Annotated in this window: 18 protein-coding genes; 6 read left to right on the top strand and 12 right to left on the bottom strand. The window is 72.6% G+C overall.

Features of this window, described 5'->3' with window-relative positions; genetic code table 11:
• Nucleotides 1-22 precede the first annotated feature (22 nt).
• The 3 genes from ACRB68_RS29745 (at nt 23) to ACRB68_RS29755 (ending at nt 3,525) form a co-directional block, all read left to right on the top strand.
• The gene (locus tag ACRB68_RS29745; RefSeq protein ID WP_153538376.1) at nt 23-277 is read left to right on the top strand and encodes an acyl carrier protein; all 255 of its coding nucleotides are present in this window, start codon (nt 23-25) and stop codon (nt 275-277) included.
• A 434-nt stretch (nt 278-711) separates the two neighbouring features.
• Nucleotides 712-2,106 carry a wax ester/triacylglycerol synthase domain-containing protein gene (locus ACRB68_RS29750; protein ID WP_153538378.1) on the top strand — a complete coding sequence of 465 codons (1,395 nt, stop codon included), beginning with the start codon at nt 712-714 and terminating at the stop codon, nt 2,104-2,106.
• Nucleotides 2,107-2,517: 411 nt separating this feature from the next.
• Entirely contained in the window at nt 2,518-3,525 is a 1,008-nt protein-coding gene (locus ACRB68_RS29755; protein ID WP_153538380.1) for an AurF N-oxygenase family protein, read from the top strand.
• Between the two features lie 73 nt (nt 3,526-3,598).
• On the opposite strand, the gene ACRB68_RS29760 is transcribed toward ACRB68_RS29755, so the two are convergent.
• The 3 genes from ACRB68_RS29760 to ACRB68_RS29770 all read right to left on the bottom strand — a co-directional run bounded on the left by ACRB68_RS29760 (nt 3,599) and on the right by ACRB68_RS29770 (nt 6,711).
• A complete protein-coding gene (locus ACRB68_RS29760; RefSeq protein WP_153538382.1) occupies nt 3,599-4,636 on the bottom strand; it encodes a 3-oxoacyl-ACP synthase III family protein in 1,038 nt (345 codons plus the stop codon).
• A gap of 250 nt (nt 4,637-4,886) precedes the next feature.
• On the bottom strand, nt 4,887-5,702 hold the full coding sequence (locus tag ACRB68_RS29765; RefSeq protein WP_153538384.1) for an SDR family oxidoreductase: 816 nt from the start codon (nt 5,700-5,702) through the stop codon (nt 4,887-4,889).
• On the bottom strand, nt 5,695-6,711 hold the full coding sequence (locus ACRB68_RS29770) for a beta-ketoacyl-ACP synthase 3 (protein ID WP_153538386.1): 1,017 nt from the start codon (nt 6,709-6,711) through the stop codon (nt 5,695-5,697). The genes ACRB68_RS29765 and ACRB68_RS29770 overlap by 8 nt, the downstream gene beginning before the upstream one ends.
• A 537-nt stretch (nt 6,712-7,248) precedes the next feature.
• On the opposite strand from ACRB68_RS29770, the gene ACRB68_RS29775 reads away from it, so the two are divergent.
• A complete protein-coding gene (locus ACRB68_RS29775) occupies nt 7,249-8,622 on the top strand; it encodes a wax ester/triacylglycerol synthase domain-containing protein (RefSeq protein WP_235960529.1) in 1,374 nt (457 codons plus the stop codon).
• A gap of 28 nt (nt 8,623-8,650) precedes the next feature.
• Here the strand turns inward: ACRB68_RS29775 and ACRB68_RS29780 are convergent, their stop codons facing one another.
• From ACRB68_RS29780 to ACRB68_RS29790, 3 genes are all read right to left on the bottom strand, one after another.
• A complete protein-coding gene (locus ACRB68_RS29780) occupies nt 8,651-10,165 on the bottom strand; it encodes a ricin-type beta-trefoil lectin domain protein (protein ID WP_153538390.1) in 1,515 nt (504 codons plus the stop codon).
• A 159-nt stretch (nt 10,166-10,324) separates the two neighbouring features.
• Entirely contained in the window at nt 10,325-10,795 is a 471-nt protein-coding gene (locus tag ACRB68_RS29785; RefSeq protein ID WP_153538392.1) for a spore-associated protein A, read from the bottom strand.
• Between the two features lie 207 nt (nt 10,796-11,002).
• Nucleotides 11,003-11,263, bottom strand: a complete 261-nt coding sequence (locus tag ACRB68_RS29790) for a hypothetical protein (protein ID WP_153538394.1) — start codon at nt 11,261-11,263, stop codon at nt 11,003-11,005.
• 317 nt (nt 11,264-11,580) lie between these two features.
• Here ACRB68_RS29790 and ACRB68_RS29795 point away from each other — a divergent pair, with 317 nt between their 5' ends.
• The gene (locus ACRB68_RS29795) at nt 11,581-13,974 is read left to right on the top strand and encodes an FdhF/YdeP family oxidoreductase (protein ID WP_328594947.1); all 2,394 of its coding nucleotides are present in this window, start codon (nt 11,581-11,583) and stop codon (nt 13,972-13,974) included.
• Between the two features lie 47 nt (nt 13,975-14,021).
• On the opposite strand, the gene ACRB68_RS29800 is transcribed toward ACRB68_RS29795, so the two are convergent.
• Together ACRB68_RS29800 and ACRB68_RS42640 are read right to left on the bottom strand one after the other, a co-directional pair.
• Nucleotides 14,022-15,200: a S8 family peptidase gene (locus ACRB68_RS29800; RefSeq protein ID WP_153538395.1), complete on the bottom strand. Its 1,179-nt coding sequence runs from the start codon at nt 15,198-15,200 to the stop codon at nt 14,022-14,024.
• Nucleotides 15,201-15,422: 222 nt separating this feature from the next.
• A complete protein-coding gene (locus ACRB68_RS42640; RefSeq protein WP_207709860.1) occupies nt 15,423-17,651 on the bottom strand; it encodes an RICIN domain-containing protein in 2,229 nt (742 codons plus the stop codon).
• 310 nt (nt 17,652-17,961) lie between these two features.
• Between ACRB68_RS42640 and ACRB68_RS29810 the strand changes: the two genes are divergently transcribed.
• Nucleotides 17,962-18,960, top strand: a complete 999-nt coding sequence (locus tag ACRB68_RS29810) for a LacI family DNA-binding transcriptional regulator (protein WP_235960536.1) — start codon at nt 17,962-17,964, stop codon at nt 18,958-18,960.
• On the opposite strand, the gene ACRB68_RS29815 is transcribed toward ACRB68_RS29810, so the two are convergent.
• From ACRB68_RS29815 to ACRB68_RS29830, 4 genes are read right to left on the bottom strand one after another with little or no spacing between them, the layout of a single operon-like run.
• Nucleotides 18,961-19,827 (bottom strand): class II fructose-bisphosphate aldolase, encoded by an 867-nt coding sequence (locus ACRB68_RS29815; RefSeq protein WP_153538399.1) that lies wholly within the window; start codon nt 19,825-19,827, stop codon nt 18,961-18,963.
• Nucleotides 19,828-19,852: 25 nt separating this feature from the next.
• Nucleotides 19,853-20,758, bottom strand: coding sequence for a 1-phosphofructokinase family hexose kinase (locus ACRB68_RS29820; protein ID WP_328594948.1), 906 nt, complete (start codon nt 20,756-20,758; stop codon nt 19,853-19,855).
• 8 nt (nt 20,759-20,766) lie between these two features.
• Nucleotides 20,767-21,705 carry an ROK family protein gene (locus ACRB68_RS29825; RefSeq protein ID WP_153538403.1) on the bottom strand — a complete coding sequence of 313 codons (939 nt, stop codon included), beginning with the start codon at nt 21,703-21,705 and terminating at the stop codon, nt 20,767-20,769.
• A gap of 5 nt (nt 21,706-21,710) precedes the next feature.
• Nucleotides 21,711-22,595 carry an SIS domain-containing protein gene (locus ACRB68_RS29830; RefSeq protein ID WP_328594949.1) on the bottom strand — a complete coding sequence of 295 codons (885 nt, stop codon included), beginning with the start codon at nt 22,593-22,595 and terminating at the stop codon, nt 21,711-21,713.
• Between the last annotated feature and the right edge of the window lie 163 nt (nt 22,596-22,758).

Consider the following 22,758-nt stretch of genomic DNA (forward strand, 5'->3'; position numbering starts at 1 on the left):
CTCGCAGAGAACGGAGAGAACCATGTCCCAGAGCAACATCGGCCTGCTGCGCGTACGCGTCGCCGACATCATCAGCGAGCAGTTCGGCGTTCCCCGGGAGAGCATCACCTCCGAGTCGACGCTCACCGACCTCGGCCTGGACTCGCTGGGACTGGTGGAGCTGGCCTTGACCCTGGAGGAAGAGTTCAACATCCCGTTCGCCGAGGAGCTGATTTCCATGGACAAGTCCTTCGGCAGGCTCCTGGAGATGCTGGAGACCAAAGGGGCCGCCGCGTAAACCGCACCGATCCTGTGCCCTGCCGGACTTCGCCGCCGCGGAGCACAGCCGGCCGGCGCTGTGGATGGATGGGCGGCCCTCCCCCGAACCGGTGGCGGCCGCCTACGGCGGGACTCGTCACGGGGACGGGGGCCCGACTGAGCACGCGGCTCCCCGGAGTCGCCCACGCCGCGTGGCAGGCCGGGGTCGCGGTGGCGCCGATCGTGATCCGCAGCGCCGGGGAGCCGATGCGACGGGCGCCGGGGGCCGTCCGGGCGGGCCGCGTGAACGTCCGCGTGCACGAGCCGATCGCTGTGGGCTCCTGGAAGGCGCGGGATCTGAAAAGGCACGTCCCCCGTGCGGCCGCCACCACCGGCGGCTGACCCGCCTTCCAAGGAGGAGATGTGACGCTCTCCCTGCCGTCGGGCATCGACGCGGTGCCGTGCCCGGATTCAATGAATCCGCTGGACACCCTCATGTGGCGCTGCCAGAGCGAACCGCTCCTGCGCGCGCCGTTGACGATCCTGCTGCTGTTGGACCGCGTGCCGGACTGGGACCAGGTGAAGTCGGACCACGCGCGGGCCGCCCGGGTCGTCCCCCGGCTGCGCCAACGGCCGACCTCCCCCTCCCTGCTCGGCGGGAACTGCGGCTGGGAGGAGGACCCGGAGTTCGATATCGGACGCCATATGCGCCGGCTGCGTCTCCCCGGCGCGGGCGGGCAGGCGGAACTGCTCGAGCTGACCCGGCACGTCACCGCCGCCCCGTTCGACGACCGGCGCCCCCTCTGGGAGAGCATCCTCGTGGAGGGACTCACCGGGGAGGACGACCGGCAGGCGGCCGCGTGGATCCTCCGGATCCATCACTGCGTCGCCGACGGCCGCGCCATCTCCTTCTGGCTGACCCGGTTCCTCAGCCGGACCTGCCCGCCGCAGCCTTCCCGAGCCGAGCCCGGCCCGCCGCCGGCGCAGCGGCACCGGCACCTCGCGGTGCTGACGGAGGCCCCGGTGATCCCGCCTCCCGCCCAGCCGGAGGCGGGGGGCCTGCTGAGCGGCCGCATGCTCCGGCGTTCGGCGCTGGGTGCGGCCCGTACCGCCCGGAGGCCGCTGGACACCGCGCTGGACACGGCCCGGACGCTGCGCACGGTCGGCGGGATGGCCCCGCTGCCGGTCTGCAAGCCCTCCCCGCTGCTCCGCCGGCGGGGCACAGAACGGCGGCTGGGCATGATGAACCTGCCCATCGACCGCCTGCGCGCCGCGGCCAGGGCGGCGGGCTGCGCCCCGTCCGACGCCTACCTCGCCGCCCTGCTGGGCGGGCTGCGTCTTTACCACACCGAGCACGGAGCATCCACAGGCGACCTTCCCCTCGCGGTCCCGCTGCCCCTCCCCCACCGGCCCGGGGCGCCCGGCGGCAACCGCATCGCCGGCCTCCGCCTCGCGGGGCCGCTCAACGAGCCGGATCCGCGCAGGCGCATGGCGGCCGTCCGCGACCGGACCGCCCGTGCCCGCGACGCGTTCACGCCCGGCGGCCTGGATCTGCTCTTGACGCTGCTGAACCGGCTGCCGACCCCTGTGGTGACCGACCTCGTCGGGCGGCTGGGGCGCAGCCACGACCTCCAGGCGAGCCAGGTGTCGGGGTTCCAGCGTCCCGTCCGCCTCGCCGACGCCGCCGTCACCGACGCGCACTGCTTCGGCCCAGCCCCCGGCTGCGCGGTGATGGCGATACTCGTGGTCCACCGAAATCGGGGTTCCCTCGGCGTCACCCTGGACACCGCAGCCGTCACCGACCCGGCGGGGTTCATGCAGGCGCTCGAGGAAGGCTTCCGGGAAGTCCTCGCCACAGCCCCGCAATGACCGTTCTGCCGGGTTCCGGCTCCCCGGACGGGAGGGATGCCGCTTCGCCCCTCCGAAAGGACGCCGGACTCTTCGTTCAAGAATTTCGCGTCCTCACCGTTGCCGGGCTAGGCATTCTTCCGGAAAATCGGCGTGCACGGCCGCGCCGAGGCCCTTGTCGTCGCCCTCAAGCGCGGCCGGCAGAAACAGGACCGCTCACGGGATGCTCTATCGGCCTTAAAAGGATGGCGACGAGTCCAGAGATATATCCACCGAACGGCCAGTGGCGACCTGATCGATATGAGCGAGAATGGATTATCGCCCGCCACCGGCGAGGAGGCCGGAATGATCATAGGACGACTGGGATACGTTCCCGGTGGAATGCGCATTGTTGGACGCGGCGCCTTGGGGGCCGTCCGGTCGGGTGCGGCGATGACCGTCCGGCTCGCGGGACGAGGGCCCGGGCGGCCCGAGGACCATGAGGTCTATCTGGCGATGATCGACCGCTTGAACAAGGCGTCGGTGAACAAGCACTGCGAGGCTTACGTCGACATTCCCTGGGATGATCCGCGCTTCCAGATCGACCCTGACGATCCGCGCTGGGTCCTGCCGCCGTTCGACCGGCTGAGCGAGACCGCCTGGTACCGGTCGCAGTCGCGAGAGGTCCAGGCGCGGATCGGGCTGTGGCGCCTGGCGGCGTCGTACAAGACCGGAATGCAGTTCGAGAATCTGCTGAAACAGGGGCTGCTCAGTTTCGCCTACCGGCTGCCCAACGGCAGTCCGGAATTCCGCTATCTCTATCATGAGACGGCGGAGGAGTGCCAGCACGGGATGATGTTCCAGGAGTTCGTCAACCGCACCGGGATGCCGGTCGGGGGGATGCCGCGGATTTTCAGCCTGATCGGGCAGCTGGCGCGATGGGCTCCGCTGGTGAGCCCCGAGCTGTTCTTCATGTTCGTGCTCGGCGGCGAGGAGCCGATCGACTACATGCAGCGCAAGATGCTGAGAGAGAAGTGGATCGAACATCCGCTCGCGGAGACCATCTTTCGTCTGCACGTCGCCGAGGAGGCGAGGCACATATCCTTCGCCCAGCACTACCTGAGATACCGGGTACCGCAGATGAGCCGGGCGGAGCGTGAGGTCTTCGGCCTGGTCACGCCGTTCGTCCTGGCGACCGTAGCGCGGATCATGCTGTTCCCGCCCGGCACGATGGTGCGGTACTTCGGCATCCCCCGGCCGGTCGTCCGTGCGGCGTACCACAATGCCGCGACCCGCACGGAGATCTGCGCCTCGCTCGGCAGGACCCGCGACCTCGTGTTCTCTCTGGGGCTCATCACGCCCGTGAACACGCCCGCGTGGAAGGTGCTGGGGATCTGGGACGCCCCCCGTGGCCGCCGCGCGGGATCGCCGGCGCCGGCGACGGGCGGGGGAGCCGTCTAGATCGTGCTTCGAAGGCCGGTGTGCGGCGGTACGGCGTGATCGCCGATGGCCGCGGCGGGACCTTGCGGGGAACTCACGGGTTCGGCGAGGCCGTGCCGGTGGAGCCGCCCCAGCGGATCAGTGTCGCCCCCCACGTCAGGCCGGCGCCCAAGGCGATGAAGAGGACGAGCATTCCCTCATGAAGCCGGCCCTGCTGGACGGCGGCGTGCAGGCTGATGGGGATCGAGGCAGCTCCGGTGTTCCCGTAGCGCTCGCCGGTGAACACCACGCGATCGTCCGGCACCCCGATCCCGGCGAGCATCTCTTTGACCAGCCTCATGTTGGCCTGGTGAGGGATGACGAGGTCGATCTCGTCCATCGAGTGACCGGTCTCGATCAACACCTGCTCCAGCAGGAGCGGCAGCCTGTCCAGGATGAACGCCCGGATGGGCCTTCCTCGCATGTGGATGAAGTGCCGTCCCTCGGCCACTGTGTCCGGGGTGGCCGGCATCCTCCCGCCGCCGGCCGCGATGCCGACGAGGTCGGCGCCCCTGCCGTCGGCGCCGAGACAGGTGTGCAGGAGGCCGTAGGGCCGCGGAACCCGGCTGAGGACCGCGGCTCCGGCGCCGTCTCCGAAAAGCACCGCCGTGGCGCGGTCGGTGACGTCGATGAACTTCGAGAAGACCTCGCTGCCCGCCACCAGCGCATGCCTGATCTCCGGATCGGCCCTCATCAGCCCCTCGGCCACCCGCAGGGCGTTGACGAAGCCGGTGCAGGCCCCGCTGACGTCGAGGGCCGGCACCAGGCCGGCGCCGATCGCGGCCTGGAGCCGGCATGCCGACGCCACCACCATCTCGTCGGCCGTACTGCTGGCGTGGACGATCAGCCCCAGCTCCCCGGCGTCGACCCCGGCGTGGTGGAGGGCCTCCCGGGACGCGTGCGCCGCGAGGTCGGACGCGCAAAGGCCGCCGCTGACGACGCGGCGTTCGCGGATGCCCGCGGCCCGCAGAATCCAGGACTCGTCAACGCTCAGGATCGCCGAGAGCTCGGCATTGGACCGCACCCGATGCGGGACGTTCGCGCCGACGCCGGTGATACCGATGGCCTCGTGGGGCAGTCCCCGGTGGCTCATCCGGACCGTCCCGGCCACGGCGTCGGGCGGGCGCCCGGCCGTGTTCGCGGCGGCGCGCCGACGACGGCGTCGAGGTCCGCGGGAGTCGGCTGGGCCGGCGGCCGGTCCGGGCGAGGTTCCATGGCTTGTCTCCACGTCTGCGGAGCGGGCGGGCGGTCGAGCCGACAGAAGGACGGGTGGCGGGAATCCGGCCCGCCCGCCGTGGCGTGTCCGGACCCGAAGGCCCCGCCGACGATGAGGGCGGGCACCGTCACGAGTCCGCTCCCGGGGCGCGGGGCGCGGGGCCGTCCGGCGACGCGGCGCCGAACACCGGATGGAAAACGCTCAGGCCGCCGTCGACCACGACGCTCTGCCCGGTCAGGTAGGAGGCGCCCGGACCGAGCAGGAAGACGACGACGTCGGCTATCTCCTGCGCCGTTCCGATCCTGCCGGCGGGAATGAAGCAGGCGGCCTGCGCCATGGTCACATCGTTCTGCTCGAGGCAGTGGGCGAGCGAGCGGGTGTCGACGAGGCCGCCCTGGACGCTGTTGACGGTGATCCCCCGCGGGGCGTGCTCGACCGCCAGGCTGCGCACCCATGCCTCGATCGATGCCTTCTCCATGCCGACCACCGCGTAGCCGGGCAGCGCGAAGCGCGCGCCGACCGAGGTCAGGGCCACGATCCGGCCCCCGTCGCCCATGTGGTCGGCGGCGTGCCGCGCGGCCAGGAAGAAGGCCCGGGAGTTCGCCGACCGGGCCCGGTCCAGATGGTGGGGGCGCAGCGCGGAGACCGGCTTCACGGGGCCGGCCGCCGCATTGGCCACGAAGTGGTCCACCCGCCCGCAACTGGTCAGGGCGAAGTCGAACAGCTTGGCCGCGGCGTCGGCCTCCTCGAGGTCGTACGCGCAGGTCAGCGCTCTCCCACCGGCGGCCTCGACGGCCTGCGCCACCCGCTCGGCCGCGGCGGAATCCTGCCGGTAGGTGATGATCACGGTCCCGCCCGCCTTGCCGAGCGTCGTCGCGACGGCCGCGCCGATCCCTCGGGAGGCTCCGGTGACGACCGAGACCGGGCCCTTCGGACTACCCATCTGCGACTCCTTCGGTGACGGCCCGCACGCCGGGCCAGCGGAGAGCGGCCGCGCCCCAGGCGAGCCCCGCGCCGAAGGCCGCGAGCACCACGCGCTGCCCTTCGGCCAGGCGGCCCCGCCGGCTCGATTCGGCGAGCAGCAGCGGAACGGACGCCGCCGAGGTGTTGCCCACGTGCTCGATGTTGCTCAGCAGCCGGTCGGGCGGGAGGCCGAGCCTGGCGCCCACCGCGTCGATGATCCGCTGGTTGGCCTGGTGGCAGGCCAGGCGATCGATGTCCCCGGGCCTCCAGCCGGCCTGCGCGGCGACCTTTCCGACCGTCGCGCTCATGCCGGCGACCGCCCCGTCGAACACCCCCCTCCCCTCCATCCTGAGAAAGGGCCCGTCCTGCGGGGGGACCAGGTCCTTGCGCTGGCGGGAACCGCCCCCCGGAACGACCAGCAGGTCCCCGCGGCCGCCGTCGCTGCCCAGGACGAACGGGCCGACCGCCCCGGCGTCCGCCGCGTCCCCCGCCTCGAGGACGACGGCCCCGGCCCCGTCACCGAAGATCACGCTGGTGAGCCGGTCGGCCGGGTCGATGAGCGTGGTCGCGGTGTCGGCGCCGATCACCAGCACCCGTTCGGCCAGCCCGGCGACGATCATCGATGCCGAGACGGCGAGCGCGTACACGAAGCTGCTGCACGCGGAGTTGAGGTCGAAGGCGGCGACGGGGCCCAGCCCCAGCCGGGCGGCGACGGCGGGCGCGGAGGCGGGCACCGGATGGTCCGGCGTCGTGGTCGCCAGCACCAGCGAGTCGACGCCGGTCCCGGCCGACTCCAGCGCGCAGTTCCCGGCCTTGACCGCCAGATCCGAGGTGGACTCCTTTTCGGCGATCCGCCGGGAACGGATGCCGAGGTGCGAACGAATCCATTCGTCCGAGGTGTCGAGCCGGGCGGCGAACTCGTCATTTCCCACCATGCGGGGTGGAAGGTATCCGCCCACGCCCCGCACCGAAGCGCTACGCGGAACCATGGCAGCCCCTTATCGATCTGTTTCGGCGGGCGGCCGCTCCGCATGTGAGGAATCGTCGTCCGCCGATGCGGCCCTCGCCACACGAATTCAGGCTATGCGGATTTTCACCACGGCGCGATAGGACTAATTTCCCAGCTTGTGCAGCGGCGCGGTCGGTCCCGCAACGGCCGAGACGACCACATGGCGTTCGAGAGCGGCCCGCGTGGCCTCGCGGACGTCGGCCTGGACCGAGGGACGGAACGGGCGGCGAAGATACCGCCGATCTGCGCGCCGGCCGACGCACCGGCGATCAGGTCGGGCATTACCCCGCGCTCCGCCAGTGCCGTCAGCATGCCGATCAAAGGACCGCCAGGACACCACCGACGCCCAGCACGAAACAGACCGGCCGTTGACTCCGAATATTCCCCGGAGTAGCGTCCCAGTTCTGATATGCGACGTCTCTGAACGGCGCCAGAGAACGGTCATCGATCGATCTGGAACGGGTGATTGATGGACACCGCAGACGGCCACTACCGCATGGGCGGAACCGATACCCTCATGTGGCGGGTCAGCGACGATATTCACCTGCGCAGCGACGTGATATCGGTATGGCTTTTGGACCGGGAACCCGAGTGGCAGCGTTTTTGGGCATGCTGCCAGCGGGCCGTCAGGCGATATCCCGTCCTGTCCTGCCGTGCCGTCGAACCGCGGTGGGGCCTCGGGGCGGCGGTCTGGATGCCCGACCCCGAATTCCAGCTCGCGAGGCACGTCCACGCGCTCCGGCTCGCCGAACCGGGCACACCGCGCCAGCTGCTGAACCTGCTGGAATGGCAGGAGTGCACCGGCCTGGAGCGCGACCGGCCTCCCTGGCAGGCACTGCTGGTCGGCGGCTACCAGCAGGACAAGGCCGCGCTCGTCATCAGGCACAATCACAGCCTCGCCGACGGTGTGTCCGCCGTGTCGGTCTTCACCGACCTGTTCGGTTCTCCCTCCGAGGGCCGGCCGGCCGCGCAAGTCCCCACGGCCATCACCAGAACGACCACCGCCTCGCGCCGGCGTTACTCGCGGGCCGTCAGCCAGGTCGTCGTCGACCTCGGCACCGTGCCGCGCGAGTCCGGCCGCCTGGCGCGCTCGGTGAGCGCGGGCGTGCGCGGCGCGCTGCGCCGCCCCGGGGCGGCCGCCGACCGCTCCCTGCGCCTGCTGCGCTCCCTGGAACAGGCCGGGCCGCCGTTCCGCGGATCCCGGCTGCTGCGCCGGCGCAACACGGTCCCGCATTACGAGGTCGTGCCGGTGCCCGTCACCGAGCTGAAGCAGGCCGCCAAAGCCGTCGGCGTCAGTGTCACCGCGCTCTTGCTGTCGCTTGTGCTGGGCGCTTTCGCCGACTACCACCGGCACTTCCGCCATGACGAGCGATCGCTGACGGTCGCCGTCCCGGTCAACCTGCAGCCGGTGGACCGTCCCCGGCTGGGCAACCATGTGGGCGTGCTGAGGCTTCACGGCCCCCTGACCGACCTGTCCCCGGCCGAACGCGCGCGGCTGGTGAACCAGCGTCTGCTGCGGGCACGCGCCAATGTGGTGACGGAGCTGTTCCCGGCTCTCAGCGGTATCGGCTCCTGGATTCCCGGCCCGCTCGTCCGCAACGCCACCGTGGCCCTGTCGCACGGCATCGACCTGATGGCCAGCAGCTTCTTCGGGCCGCCGCCGGCCTCTCACGTGGCCGGGGCCCGGGTCACCGGCGCGATGGCCTTCGCGCCCCGGGGCGGCATCGCCTGCAACGCCACGATGATCACCATGGGCGAGGAGTGCGCGGTCTGCCTGAACCTCGACCCCGCCGCGTTCCTCGACATCGCTCTCGTCATCGACCTGTTCGAACAGCAGCTCGCCCGGCTGCCCGCCCTCGCGGAGAGAACGCGAGCCCCCGGCATCGGATGATGCCGGGGACCGTTCGCATAGGCGGGGACTAGGCGAAGCGCTGGGCGGGCGAGCCGTCGCAGGGGCGGAGCGCCACGGCCTTGTCCGCGACCGGCTGCGTCAGGCAGAGGCCGTTCGCGGTCGCCGGGCGGATCGTGCCGTCCGCGGGCCTCGTCCACTGCTGGTTGGCGCCGCCGTGGCAGTTCCACAGGATGGCGGCGGTGGGGGCGGCGATGTCACGGGAGTCCAGGCACCGGTCGTGGGACAGGCCGGTGTGGATGGACTTGTAGGCGGGGTCGTACCACCAGGTCTGGTTGCGGCCCCCGTGGCAGTTCCAGCCCACGACGGCGGTGTAGTTGCGGGAGGAGCCGGCGACGGTGTCGAGGCACTGGCCGGTGGCCTGGTTCCTGATCGGCTTGAACATGTCGTCCCATGCGCCCGCGTAGAGCTTGGGGGCGTTGGTGGAGGCGGGGTCGGCGCAGGACGCCTCGCGCAGGCCCGAGTCGTAGAACTGGCTGAAGCACGACGCGAACGCGCCGTGCCCGGCGGCGTTGGGGTGGTAGGACTGGCGGACGGAGTTCTCGTCCGGCGGGAACGAGCCGTCGTAGAAGAAGCCGCGCGCCCAGGTCGTCTCCGTGCACACCTCGTGCCCGTGGAACAGGCGGGAGTCGTCCAGGTAGGAGGCGCCGGACTGCTGGGCCGCCTTGCGGATGCCGCGCTCGAAGGCGGGGACGGCGGCGTTGCGGCCCCAGGCGGCGTCGGAGTCGTAGCCGAGGCAGCCGCCGGGGACCTTCCCGGGGAAGTCGGGGTTGTCGGCCATGTCGGGGCTGATCGGCGACGGGTAGCCCATCAGGATGAGCTTGTAGGAGCCGTCGGCGTACCCGGCGTCGCTCATGACCTTCTTGAGGTCGGTGACGGTCGCCGCCACCTTCGGCACCATGCCGTCCACGCGGGCCTGCCAGCCCGGCGCGTAGACCGGCTCGCAGGCGCCCTTGGCGAGGATCCAGCGCTCCACGCAGTCGGTCATCACCGGCCCGAACTGGATGTCGTCGTTGGCGCCGATGACCACGACCACCATCTTGACCCGGGTGTTGCGGGCCTTGATGGCGAGGTTGTCGCTCTGCACCAGCTGGTCGGCGTACTGCTTCACGCCGCCGATCTTGACGTGGTAGGTGGCCGCGCCCGAGCAGGAGACGTTGGTGGGGACGTCGGCCGGGACGGTGGTGCGGTAGATCGCGGCGACCTGCGAGCGGTGGCACCAGTTCGTCGGGCCGGCGGTGTCGGGCCAGTACGAGCCGGCGCCCTCACCGGAGATCTCCGAGTCGCCGATCGACACGAGTCCCGTCTTGCGCTCGGCCATCGGGCGCTCTTCCGGGCTGCCGTACAGCTTGGTGGCCTCGGCCGCGCGGATCTGCTCCAGCTCCGCGGGGAGCGGCGTGGACGCCGCCGCGGCGGCGGGGGCGAAGGGGGCGGCGCTCGCGGCGGGTGCGGTGAGCGAGCCGAGCGTCAGGGCCGCGGCGGCTGTGAGGGCACAGGCCTTCAGCCATGGCCTGGTGTGTGGCATGGAACCTCCCGGGGTGGGTGCTACCTCTGGTGATAAACCGACCGGTAGCTTCCGGGAAGACCCAAACGTGAAAACTGCTCAAGTTTTTTGGGGGCGGGCGGCCCGCCGGGACCCGCGCCGAAGCGGGGAGGTGCCGGGCGGCACCTCCCCCGACCGAGGTCAGCCGCAGTGCACGGGGCCCGTGGACAGCAGGTTGTAGGTGTAGCCGGACTTCGGGTTCACCGCGTACCCGAGGACCATGATGCAGGTACCGCGCGCCGATCCGGCGGTGTACACCGGGCCCGCGTACTTGGCGTAGTAGCCCTCGTCGACGCTGTACTTGGAGTCGTGGAGGCGCTTCACGCCGGCCTCGATCCAGCGCTTGCCGGTGTAGCCGGTGCGGCGGATCGACACGACGCAGTTCTTGCCGTTGGAGGCGTTGTAGGTGACCCAGGTGTCGGCATAGTGCGGCCTGCTGGGCGTGGTGTCGGTCAGCCGGTAGCTCCCGACGACGGCGTAGCCCGGCCCGCAGACGGAGGAGGCCGAGACGACGGGGCTGTTGGCGAAGGCGGGGGTGGCCGCGCCGAGGGTGCCGGCGAACGCGGCGGCGGTGACCGAGGTGCCGATCATGGCGTTGCGCAGGGTTCTCACAGGACTCGCTTCCGGGACGGGGAAAGGCGGTCGCCGCCCGGCCGCGCCCCGGCGCCTCGGCCACGGGCCGCCGGGCAGGGACACTGTAAATGATCAAGGTCCCCTAGATCATCTTCTGCCTTGTCACGTCCCGCTGACGATGCCCGCCGTCCCGGCCCGCAGGGGTCCCGCGCCGCCGGCCGCGCGGACGGCGGCGCGGTGAGCGGGTCAGCCGTCGTAGCGGGTCGGCGGGAACCCCTTCCCGGCGTCCTCGTCCTCGGCCTCGTGCGCCGCCTCGGCCTCGTGCTCGGCGCCGGCCCGCTCCGCCTCCGGGTCCTCGGCCGGGTCGAGGGGCACGCCCGCCACGAGCCGGTCGACCTGCGCGCGCTCCTGCAGCCCGTCCTCGTCGGGGCGGCGCGGCATGCCGTCCCCATGGCCGGTCAGGGGAGATCCCTCGACCTGCTCGTTCGACTTGTGGTGATGCGCCATCGCTCGTTCCCCCGCTCTGCTACCCGCCTGCCGCCCCGGCCCTGAGGCGGGACTTCTTCGGCATGGCCGCTCTCCTTCGATCCCTTCCTCCGACCATCCGCCTCAAACCGGAATCGGTCCCACAAGAAAAGCAGGGGAAATCATGGGAGTTCTTTTAGATTCTTCCCCTCCGCATTCGCCGGGCAACCGCCAGAGAACCGTGGGTCGCCTCTCCGGAAACAGGGAATAACCTGAAATTGAATAAGGTCGGCGGACCGGTCCGGCGTGAACGGCGGACCGGCCGGGCGGCGCGGCCGAGCGGCTGAGAGGGATGCGCGGTGGGTGCTTCGGACGGTCAGGAGCGGTACGAGGGGAACCAGGAGATCCGCAGGCAGGAGGAGCAGGACGCCGGCGAGCGGCTGGAGCCGCGGGTGGGCGAGGCGCCGCAGGGCCCGCCGCGGTCCAGGCCCTACCACCACCCGGCCGCCGGGTGGGGCGCGGCCAAGGCGGTCACCCAATTCCTGGTGCGTGAACGCGAGGTGGCGGAAGGCACCCGGGCGATGCTGAAGATGAACCACGAGAACGGTGGTTTCGACTGTCCCGGATGCGCCTGGCCCGACACCGAGGGCCTGGCGCTGGACATCTGCGAGAACGGCATCAAGCACGTCACGTGGGAGATGACCGGAAAGCGGGTGACGCGCGACTTCTTCGCCCGGCATTCGGTGTCGGAGCTGTTCGAATGGAGCGACTTCGAGCTGGAGGACCAGGGCCGGCTGACCGAGCCGATGGTGTACGACCCCGGGACCGACCACTATGTCCCGATCTCCTGGGACGACGCCTTCGCGCTGTTCGGCGACACCGTGCGCGGCCTGGACGACCCGAACGAGGCGGCCTACTACACCTCGGGCCGGCTCGGGAACGAGGCCACGTTCCTGTACCAGCTGATGACCCGCGAGCTCGGCACCAACAACCAGCCCGACTGCTCCAACATGTGCCACGAGGCCAGCGGGCGCGGGCTGCAGGCCTCGCTCGGGACGGGCAAGGGCACCGCCGACCTGAAGGACTGGGAGACCACCGACGCCCTGTTCATCATGGGGGTCAACGCGGCGTCGAACGCGCCGCGGATGCTGACCACGCTCGCGCAGGCCTGCCGGCGCGGCGCCAAGGTCGTCCACATCAACCCGCTGGTCGAGGCGGGGGCGACCCGCACCATCATCCCGCACGAGTTCCTGCGGATGGCGATGTTCAAGTCCACCCGCACCAGCGACCTGAACCTGCAGCCGCGCCCCGGCGGCGACATGGCGCTGATGCGCGGCATCGCCAAGGCGACCCTGGAGCTGGCCGAGAAGGACCCCGGGGCGGTCGACGCGCGGTTCGTCGAGCGCCACACCACCGGCTTCGAGGAGTACAAGGCGCTGTGCGCGGCCACCCCGTGGCAGGAGATCGAGCACCAGTCCGGGATCCCCAGGGCGCAGATCCTGAAGGCGGCCCGCGTCTACCGCGACGCCGACCGCAGCATCATCAGCTGGTGCCTCGGCGTCACCCAGCACGAGCACGGCGTCGACACCGTCCGGGAGATCGTCAACGTGCTGCTGCTGCGCGGCAACCTCGGCCGCGAGGGCGCCGGGCCGTCCCCGGTGCGCGGGCACAGCAACGTGCAGGGGAACCGGACCTGCGGGATCGACAACCGGCCGCCGCAGGAGTTCCTGGACCGGCTCGCCGAGGTCTGCGGGATCGACCCGCCGCGCGAGCCCGGCCTGGACGTCGTCGGCGTCATCGAGGCGATGAACCGCGGCTCGGTCAAGGTGTTCGTGGGCATGGGCGGCAACTTCGCGCTCGCCGCGCCCGACACCCGCTACACCTACGCGGGGCTGCGCAGGTGCGAGCTCACCGTCCACGTGAGCACGAAGCTGAACCGCAGCCACCTGGTGCACGGCCGCCGCGCGCTGATCCTGCCGTGCATCGGCCGGACCGAGAAGGACGAGCAGGCCGGCGGGCTCCAGCGGACCTCGGTCGAGGACTCCATGGCGATGGTGCACCTGTCGGTCGGCATGAAGAAGCCCGCCTCGCCGCACCTGCGGTCCGAGCCCGCCATCATCGCCGGGCTGGCCCGCGCGGCGCTGCCGGACTCGGCCACCCCGTGGGAGTGGTACGTCGAGGACTACGACCGCATCCGCGACACCATGTCCCAGGTGCTGGACGGGTTCGAGGACTTCAACCGCCGGGTCCGGCTGCCGATGGGCTTCCGCATCAGGCAGCCCGCCCGGGAGCTGGTCTTCCTCACCCCGTCGGGACGGGCCGAGTTCGGCACCGCGCCGCTGCCGGACGTCGTCCCCGCGCCCGGCACCCTGGTGCTGAGCACGATCCGCTCCCACGACCAGTGGAACACCACGATCTACTCCGACAACGACCGCTACCGGGGCGTCGAGAACCTGCGCACGCTGGTCTTCATGAACAAGGAGGACATGAAGGAGCGCGGCATCGCCCCGTTCGATCCCGTCGACATCACCGCCACCGCAAAGGACGGCAGCGTCCGCTCGCTGAACGGGTTCCTGGCCGTCGCCCACGACATGCCGCGCGGAATGGCGGCCGGGTACATGCCCGAGCTGAACGCGCTGATCTCCATCAGCGACTACAGCACGCAGAGCGACCAGCCGCTCATGAAGCACCTGAAGGTCACCGTCACCGCGACCGCCGACCGCGTCGTGCACCCGGTCGCGCAGCACGCCTGAACACCGGGGCCCTGGCGGGAGAGCCGCTCTCCCGCCAGGGCCCCGGATCAGAGGTCCTGGATCTGGAGCAGCAGGTTAGGCGTGCTGGTCTCGACCTGGTCGATCACGCCGGAGGCGGCGTGGGAGGTCAGCCAGGAGCGGATGGTGCGGTAGTCGGCGTCGCCGTGGACGGCCTTGTACAGGGCCGCGGCCCCGGCGACGTGCGGGGCGGCCATCGAGGTGCCGGTCATCGGGACGTAGCCGCCGCGGAAATTGGCCGAGACGATGTCGGTGCCAGGCGCGTACAGGTGGACGCAGGAGCCGTAGTTACTGCTGCGCGCCTGCTTGTCGCCACTGGTGCTGTTGGCGACCGTCGTCGCGCCGGCGGCGCTGGCGGGCGACCAGCCGCAGGCGTCGAAGCGGATGTAGAACACGCCGATGTCGGCGCCGTTGCCGGCCGCGGCCGAGACGAAGACCCCCGACTCGGCGAGCCGGTTCGTGGCGGCGTCGAGGCTGTCGGACTTCGGCCAGCTGGAGGAGACGTTGGCCACCGCGGGCGAGGCGTGGTGGGCCGTCAGCCAGTCCATGCCCGCGATCATCGCGGACAGGATCGTGTTGGAGCAGTCGCCCACCCGCACCGAGTGCAGGCTGACGCCCTTGGCCACGCCGTAGGTCGAGCCGCCGAGGGTGCCGGCCACGTGGGTGCCGTGGCCCTGGCAGTCCTGCCCGTCGCCGCCGAGGGCGTCGTAGGCGACGTCGGCGCGGCCGCCGAACTCGGGGTGGTCGGTCTTGATCCCGCTGTCGAGCACGTAGGCGTGCACGCCGGCGCCGGTGGACGTGTAGGTGTAGGACCTGTCCAGCGGCAGGTGCGCCTGGTCGATGCGGTCCAGCCCCCACGACGGCGGGTTCACCTGGGTGCCCGACATCGTCCCGTACTGGTCCTGCTCGATCGACGCCACCCGCGGGTCCCGGCGCAGCCTGTCCAGCTGCTTGGCCGACAGCTTGGCGGCGAACCCGTTGAGCGCCCTGGTGTAGCGGTGCAGGGGGCGCTTCACGTCCGCCCTCGCCAGCGCGGTCCCGGCCGAGGCGTCCTTCTTCAGCGTCACGATGTACTGGCCGGGGATGCCCTTGCCTTCGCGCGCCTGGGCGACCTTCACCTTGGGGTCGCCGTCGGCGGCTGCCGGGGAGGCGGTCGCGAGCGCCAGCGCCAGCGCCGCGGCGGTTCCGAAGAGTGCAGACCTGATCATGGTGTCCCTTCGCCGGGGGGCGGCCGCCTCGGCGGCGGCGCGGCTCCCTCTCACTCCAAAGAGACGATCATGTCTTTTTGAATCAGGGTCAACGTGATCTCCGCTACACCGCCCTTTCCGGACACGCCGTAAGGCCCGCCCGCGCGGCCGGGGACGCCGGCGGCACGGGCGGGGCCGGATGCCCGGGATCCGGGCATCCGGCCCCGCCGCCGCGGAGCGCCGTCAGCCGATCGTCCACCGCTGCAGGGACGAGCCGGCGTCCGGCTGCTGCGTCACCGGCGAACCGTCGGAGCCGGACGCGGTGGTGAGCAGCAGCCCGCTCTTCACCGAGGCGACGGTGTAGGCGCCGTTCGCCTGGCGGCCGACGGTCCAGTGCTGGTTGCCGCCTCCGCTGCAGGGCCACTGGATCACCTTGGCGCCCGCGGCGGCCGAGCCGCCGTCGACATCGGCGCACAAGCCCGACTCGGCGTTGACGAGCTCGTAGGAGCCGTCGGGCTGCCGGGTGAACTTCCAGCTCTGGTTGGCGCCGCCGTTCCCGGCATAGGTGGTGAGCTGGACGCCGGCGGTGGTGCTGTGGCCGGGGACCTCCAGCGCCTTGCCGCCCGTGACGAGCGTGTGCGTGCCGTCGAGGGAGCCGGGCGCCGTCCCCACCGGGGTGAGCGTCAGGGTCTGCTCGGCGGCGGTGCGCCCCCCGCCGACGCCGCCGCCGGTCGCGTCGGTCCAGGAGCGGGCGGGGGTCGTCTCGGCGAGCCGGCCGGAGGCGGCGGACAGGCCGATCACCAGGCCGCTGTAGCGGTTGACCAGCCGGTGGGTCCCCGCGGCGCCGGGAACGACGAACCACTGCTGTCCGGCGGTGGGGCCGCCGGTCCCGGCGGCGGTCACGGTGGGCTTGGCGCCCCAGGCGCGACCGGCGGCGGTGGTGGAGTCGACGCCCAGCAGCCGGCCGGTGCCGGCGTTGGCGACGCGGTACGAGCCGTCGCCGTTGGCGGTGAAGATCCACGACTCCAGGTCCGACCCCGTGGCGGCGGCCAGCGAGGTGGTGCCGGAGCCGCCGGAGACCTGGGCGAGGACGCGGCCGCCCCCGCCGGTGATCCGGTAGGCCCTGCCCGAGGTGACCGGCGCGGCGGGCGCGGACGAGCCGATCGTGACGTTGACGTACTCGCCGGAGGAGCCGCCCGAGCAGCCGAACGAGCAGTAGGAGCGGAAGGACTTGCCGACGATGCCGGAGTTCGTCTTGTTCACGCCGTCGAGGAACCAGCGGTACCACGACGCGGTGGTGTAGCCGCTGCCCGTGGTGCCGATCTCGAACCACTTCTGGGTGGCCAGGTCATCGGTGGCGTAGAAGTGCTGCGGCTCCGTCCCGTCCTGGTTCACCGCCTGCGGCTCGCCGATGTACAGGCCCAGATAGGCGTTGTAGGTGACGTCCATGACGAACAGCGGGGACGTCGGGGGCATCTTGCCCGCCGCGACCTGCTGGCTCACCGTGCCGCTGTTGGCCGGGTCGTACTCGCCCGAGACCGGGGTGTAGCCGGTGGCGCTGGTGGAGCCGACCGGCACCATGTTGCTCTCCCGGCCGCCCACACCGGCCTCCGACCACGATCCCCCGTACCACTTCCTCCATGATCCGGGCGCCATCTTGGCGGAGATCGGAGCGCGGGCCACGTGCTCGTGGAAGGCCTTCCAGCCGCCGCCCTTCTCCACGATCCGCGAGCCGTAGTAGACGTAGAAGTAACCCGAGGCGGTGTCGACGAACAGCCTCGGGTCACCGTCGCCGTAGTGGTAGGTCTGCTGGGGGAAGGCCGCGGTGTCGCCCCGCTTGGTGCTGTACGGCGAGGTGATGACGTGGCCCTTGATGGACCACGTCCGGCCCTGGTTCGTGGAGACCGCGTAGTCGATCGAGTCGTAGTGCAGGCCGTCGCCGAAGGGCTGCGGGGTGAACTCGTTGTGCACCAGCCCGTACCAGTCGCCGGTGTCCGGGTCGGCCCACACGTTGGTCAGGTCGCAGAAGTTCTTCTGGGAGTAGCTCGATCCGGCGGGCGGGGCGGTGGCCTCCAGGCCGGTCGGGCTGTTGTTGCACCGCCAGGTCGTGTCGTTGTTCTTGTCGGCGGAGTTGGCGGGATTGACCGCGTTGCTGATGGTGCCGGACAGGGTGGCGGTATCGAGGTTCGTACCTGTGAAGAAGCTCCACGCGCGGCCCTCGGACGCCCCGTAGAGCGCGTGGGCCTGCTGGAAGTAGAAGGTGCCGTCCTTGTCGACGTAGGTACTGGCCGGAGTGTCGTCCGGATGGGTCCAGGACCCCTTCGCGCCGACGCTGACGGTGTAGGTCGCCTCGGACGGGGCCGCTGACGGGGCCGCCGACGCCGGTGTGGCCGCCGGAACGACGCCGATGGCCAGGGCGAGCGCCGGGCCGGCGATCACCAGGCCGGTGCGCCTCGGTCGGGGAATGGACACGGGTACTCCTGGGTTCGTGTCGGGACCGCGCCTGCCTGCGGCGGTCCATGCGGACGGTGCACCACCTGACACCCGGCTCGGCCGGCTCTCAGTCCCCCGCGAGCGGTCCGTGCTGAGGACCGCTCATGGCTCGGCACGCTACGTCTCATTTGACCGGTAAAACAAGAGGCTTCTGCAATTTCCTGCACGGAGTTCCCCGATTGCACGCTCTTTCGCGCATGAGCGGAGGGATCTTGACGGGCTCCCCCGGCGGGGATACGGTGCGGGCGCCTGGACTCGGCCGGCGGAAGACGGGGCGCCCTTGGTGACGATGCAGGATGTGGCCCGGCGCGCCGGCGTCACGAAACAGACCGTCTCCAACGTCGTCACCGGCCGGGTCGCGGTGCGCCCGGAGACCGAGGCGCGGGTGCGGGCCGCGATCGACGAGCTCGGGTACACCCCGAACCTGGTGGCCCGGTCGCTGGCCACCGGCAGCACGCGGACCGTGGGCCTGTTCGTCCCCACCGTCACCACGGCCTTCTACGCGCACGTCGTCGAGGAGGCCGAGGACGCGCTCGGGCGGCAGGGCTACCACCTGCTGCTGTGCACCACCCGCCGCGACGGCGGGCGCGCCCGGCAGCACCTGGCCGGCCTCACCAGCCGGTCGGTCGACGGGCTGCTCATCGCGGGCGACCAGGACCTCCCCGGCCGGCTGCCGCTGCCGGCCGGCGCCCGCTTCCCGGTGGTGCTCTGCGCATGGGAGACCGAGCTCCCCGGCCGGTTCCCCGTGGTCACGATCGACTACGAGCTCGGCGGCCACCTGGCCGGGCGCCACCTGCGGGAACTCGGGCACGAACGGGTGGCCGTCCTCGCCGGTCCCGCCCACGGCCGCCGCGTGGCGGGCCTGCGGCGCGCGTTCGCCGACGACGGCCTGACGGTCCCCGACAGCGCGGTCCACCTGGTGCCCGCCTCCGCCGGCCTGGCGGGCGGCATCGCCGCCGCGCGCGCCGCGCTCGCGGCGGATCCCGACACGACCGCACTCTTCGCCACCCATGACGTCCTCGCCGCCGGCGCGCTGCAGGCGGCCCGCGACGCCGGCCGCTCGGTGCCGCGCGACCTGTCGGTGGTCGGCTACGACGACGACCCCGCAGGGCCGCTGTCGCGCCCGGCGCTCACCGGCGTGGCCCTTCCGACGCGGGAGATGGCGCGGCAGGCGATCGAGCTGCTGCTGGGCGCCGTCTCCGCGCCGGGCGAACCGGTGGGCACGCCCCGGCCGCTGCCGCCCGAGCTGATCGTGCGCGACAGCAGCGGCCCGGTCCCGCGCGCGTGATCAGAGGCGGGCGGCGGCCGGGGTGTTCAGCACACCGATGAGGCGGGTGACCGTGGCGGCCATGGCTTGGCGGGCCTCGGCCAGGTAGGGGCGCGGGTCGCTGCCGGCGCCGGCGGCCAGCCGGGTGCGGACGGCCGTCGTCATGGCGATGTTGAGGGCGGTGCCGATGTTGACCTTGGTGATGCCGCCGGCCACGGCCCTGGTCAGCTCCTCGTCGGGCACGCCGGACGAGCCGTGCAGGACCAGAGGGACGTCCAGGGCCGCGTGCAGGCGCGCGAGCAGGTCGTGGTCGAGCCGCGCGGTCCGGCTGGTCATGGCGTGGGAGCTGCCGATGGCGACGGCCAGCGCGTCGACGCCGGTGGCGGCCGCGAACTCCCGGGCCTCGCCGGGATCGGTGCGGGCGCCGGGGGCGTGCGCGTCCAGCGGCGGCTCGCCGTTCTTCCCGCCCACCTGGCCGAGCTCGGCCTCCACCCATAGGCCGTTCTCGTGCGCCCACCGGACCGCGTCGCGCGTCTCCGCCAGGTTGCGCTCGTAGGGCAGGTGCGCCGCGTCGTACATCACCGAGCCGATCCCGCAGTCGGCCGCCTGCCTGAGCAGAGCGGTGCTCTTCACATGGTCCAGGTGCAGCGCCACCGGCACGGCCGCCTCCTTGGCGACCTCGGCGGTGGCGCGGGCGAGTGGCAGCAGGCGGCCGCCGTGGTACTTCACCGCGTTCTCGCTGATCTGGATGATCACGGGGGCTTCGGCGGCCTCGGCCCCCTCGGCGATGGCCTCGGCGTGTTCCAGGGTGATGGCGTTGAACGCCGCGACGGCGCGGTGCTGGTCGGCGGCCGCGGTGAGCAGCTCGCCGGTTGCGGCCAGGGTCATGGGGGTCCTCCAGAGGGGCGGGCGGTCAGGCCGGGGTGAGGCGCTCGGCACGGATGGCCGCGGCGAAGCGCCGGTAGGCGTCGGCGTCGAAGGCGCCGGCCCGGGGGGCCAGGACGGCGGCGGCGGACAGGGCGGTGGCGTCGGCGGCGATCAGCGGCCAGGGGGCCCGCTCGGCGAGCCCGGTCGCGAGCGCGGCGACCACGGCGTCACCGGCCCCGGTGGGGTTGCCGGCGACCCCGCCGGGCGGCCGGGCCCGCCAGCAGCCCTCGGGGGTGCGGACGAGGAGCCCGTCCGGCCCGAGCGAGGCGACCACGGCCTGCGCGCCCGCCTCCAGCAGGGCCGCCGCGGCCGCGGCGGGGTCGTCGATGCCGGTCGCCGCGGCCAGTTCGGCGGCGTTCGGTTTGACGGCGGTGGGGCGGACGGCCAGGCCGGCGACCAGCGCGGGGCCGTCGGCGTCCAGGATGACCGGCACGCCGCGGGCGTGCGCGAGCTCGACCAGGCCGGCGCCCGCCTGGGCGGGCACCCCGGGCGGGAGGCTGCCGGAGACGACCAGGACCCGGGCGGCCGGGAGGAGCTGCAGGACCCGCGCGCGCAGGGCCGCCCACTCCTGCTCCTCCACGTGCGGGCCGGCCTCGTTGAGCATGGTGGTGTCGACGTCGTCCACGACCGCGACGGTGCGCCGGGTCTCCCCTTCGATGGAGACCGCCTCGTGGGGGACGCCCGCCTCCTCGAGGTCGCGCCGGACGGCCCGGCCCGTCTCGCCGCCCAGGGGCAGCACGGCCAGCGTCGGCCGGCCGAGCGCGTGCAGGACCCGGGAGACGTTGACGCCCTTGCCGCCGGCCTGCGCGGCGACGTGGGCCACCCGGTTGGCGGCGTGCGGCCGGAGGGCGGGGAGCCGGTAGGTGACGTCCAGCGCCGGGTTCGGCGTCACGGTAACGATCATGGGCGGGCCGCCGCGCCGGTCCGGCGTGCCCGGAGCAGGTCGCCGGCGAGCAGGCCCGCGCCGATGCAGCCGGCGCGATCGCCGAGGCGGGCGCGGACCAGATCGGGCACCACCTGGAAGGTGGCGGTCCGCCGCAGGTGGCGGCGCACCGGATCGAGCAGCAGGTCGCCGGCCCCGGCCAGCCCGCCGCCCACCACGACGAGCGAGGGGTCGACGACGGTGCAGGCGACGAGCAGGGCGTCGGCCAGCGCCTCGGCCGCCTCCCGCCAGACGGCGGCGGCGGCCGGTTCGCCCGCGGCGGCCGCCCGGGCGATCTCCTCCGGCTCGGCGTGCTCCCCCGTCGCGGCCGCGTAGCGGCGGGCGACCGCGGCGGCCGAGGCGTAGCGCTCCGCGCAGCCCCGGGCGCCGCAGGGGCAGGGCTCGCCCTGCGGCCGGACCGGCAGGTGGCCGATCTCCCCGCTGCGGTGGTGCGCGCCGGGATCGGCCCGCCCGGCGGTGACGTGGGCGGCGGCGATGCTGGTGCCGATCGCCACGAACAGGAAGCGGTCCCGCCCCTGCCCGGCGCCGAGCCGCCCTTCGGCGACTCCCCCGGCCCGCACGTCGTGGCCGACCGCCACCGGCAGCCCGGTGCGTTCGGCGACCAGGTCGCGGAAGGGCACGGCGCGCCAGCCGAGGGTGGCCGAGTAGACGCCGGTGCCCTCGCTCTCGTCCACGATGCCGGGCAGGGCGAGCCCGACGGCCGCCGCCGGCCGGCCGTTCCGCGCGGCCTCACGGCAGAGGCCGGCGGCGAAGCCGGCGATGGTCTCCACCGCGCGGTCCGGCCCGTGCTCCCCGCCGGTGGGCCGGGACCGCCACCACCGGATCTCGCCGTCCTCGCCGAGCAGGGCGGCCTTGATGCTGGTCCCCCCGACGTCCAGGGCGATGATGTCGCTCATGGAGGTCAGCCGCCGGCGAGGACGACCGAGCGGGTCAGGTGGCGCGGCCGGTCGGGGTCCAGCCCCCGCGCCGCGGCGACGGCGACGGCCAGGCGCTGCACCCGGACCAGCTCGGCCAGCGGGTCCAGCTCCCCCTGGACCCACCGCGCCCCGGTGGCGCGCACGTCGCCCGCCAGGCCGGCCGGCGCGGTGCCGATCATCCAGGTGGCCGTCCCGGTGGTGCTGATGCTGATGGGGCCGTGGCGGTACTCCATCGCCGGGTACGACTCGGTCCAGGACAGCGACGCCTCCTTCATCTTCAGCGCGGCCTCGTTGGCCAGGCCCACCGTCCAGCCCCGGCCGAGGAAGGTGAACTGAGCGCAGCCGGCCAGCTCGCCGAGGGAGGTGTCGGCCAGCGCCGTGCGGGCGTCCGCGACGGCGGTGCCGGGCAGCAGGCCGAGGTGCGCGCGCAGCAGGGTGAGCGCGGAGGTGGCGAAGCGGGTCTGCACCACCGAGCGCTCGTCGGCGAAGTCCAGCACGATCGCGGAGCCGACCAGCGAGGCCATCGGGGTGTCGGGGTCCGCGATGACGGCGGTGGTGGCGGTGCCGTCCGCTACCTGGGCCAGCAGGTCCAGCACCTCCGTCGTCGTGCCCGAGCGGCTCAGCGCGAGCACCCGGTCATAGGTGCGGCCGGCCGGGAACTCCGAGGCCGCGAACGCGTCGGTGACCCCCTGCCCGGCGCCTTCGCGCAGGGACGCGTACGCCTGCGCCATGTAGAAGGAGGTGCCGCAGCCGACGACGGCGACGCGCTCTCCCGGGGCGGGCAGCGCGGCGGCCTGCGGGCCGGCCAGTTCGGCGGCCCGCTCCCAGCACTCCGGCTGGCTCGCGATCTCTTCGTCGACGTGGGACACGAACAACCTCCAGGCAACACGATGATTGTTACTGCACCCTATGGCGCAGAATCGAGCAACTTCAAGCACGAACTGGCGGCGAGGGGACGCGGGCGGACACGTGCCGCATCGGACGGCGCGCCGAAGGGCCCGGAGGCGCGGGCGGCTCACACCACGGAACCGG

The organism is Actinomadura macrotermitis (genome assembly GCF_009604375.1).
In the GTDB taxonomy this organism is placed as follows: Bacteria; Actinomycetota; Actinomycetes; order Streptosporangiales; family Streptosporangiaceae; genus Spirillospora; species Spirillospora macrotermitis.

What these genes read in the sequence shown, in the direction of transcription:
- ACRB68_RS29790 (WP_153538394.1), bottom strand. Translation starts at nt 11,263, where the DNA reads ATGGCGCATCACCACAAGTCGAACGAGCAGGTCGAGGGATCTCCCCTG.
- ACRB68_RS29815 (WP_153538399.1), bottom strand. Translation starts at nt 19,827, where the DNA reads ATGACCCTGGCCGCAACCGGCGAGCTGCTCACCGCGGCCGCCGACCAG.
- ACRB68_RS29825 (WP_153538403.1), bottom strand. Translation starts at nt 21,705, where the DNA reads ATGAGCGACATCATCGCCCTGGACGTCGGGGGGACCAGCATCAAGGCC.
- ACRB68_RS29780 (WP_153538390.1), bottom strand. Translation starts at nt 10,165, where the DNA reads ATGCCACACACCAGGCCATGGCTGAAGGCCTGTGCCCTCACAGCCGCC.
- ACRB68_RS29760 (WP_153538382.1), bottom strand. Translation starts at nt 4,636, where the DNA reads ATGAGCCACCGGGGACTGCCCCACGAGGCCATCGGTATCACCGGCGTC.
- ACRB68_RS29775 (WP_235960529.1), top strand. Translation starts at nt 7,249, where the DNA reads ATGTGGCGGGTCAGCGACGATATTCACCTGCGCAGCGACGTGATATCG.
- ACRB68_RS29755 (WP_153538380.1), top strand. Translation starts at nt 2,518, where the DNA reads ATGACCGTCCGGCTCGCGGGACGAGGGCCCGGGCGGCCCGAGGACCAT.
- ACRB68_RS29750 (WP_153538378.1), top strand. Translation starts at nt 712, where the DNA reads ATGAATCCGCTGGACACCCTCATGTGGCGCTGCCAGAGCGAACCGCTC.
- ACRB68_RS29810 (WP_235960536.1), top strand. Translation starts at nt 17,962, where the DNA reads ATGCAGGATGTGGCCCGGCGCGCCGGCGTCACGAAACAGACCGTCTCC.
- ACRB68_RS29770 (WP_153538386.1), bottom strand. Translation starts at nt 6,711, where the DNA reads ATGGTTCCGCGTAGCGCTTCGGTGCGGGGCGTGGGCGGATACCTTCCA.
- ACRB68_RS29745 (WP_153538376.1), top strand. Translation starts at nt 23, where the DNA reads ATGTCCCAGAGCAACATCGGCCTGCTGCGCGTACGCGTCGCCGACATC.
- ACRB68_RS29800 (WP_153538395.1), bottom strand. Translation starts at nt 15,200, where the DNA reads ATGATCAGGTCTGCACTCTTCGGAACCGCCGCGGCGCTGGCGCTGGCG.
- ACRB68_RS29765 (WP_153538384.1), bottom strand. Translation starts at nt 5,702, where the DNA reads ATGGGTAGTCCGAAGGGCCCGGTCTCGGTCGTCACCGGAGCCTCCCGA.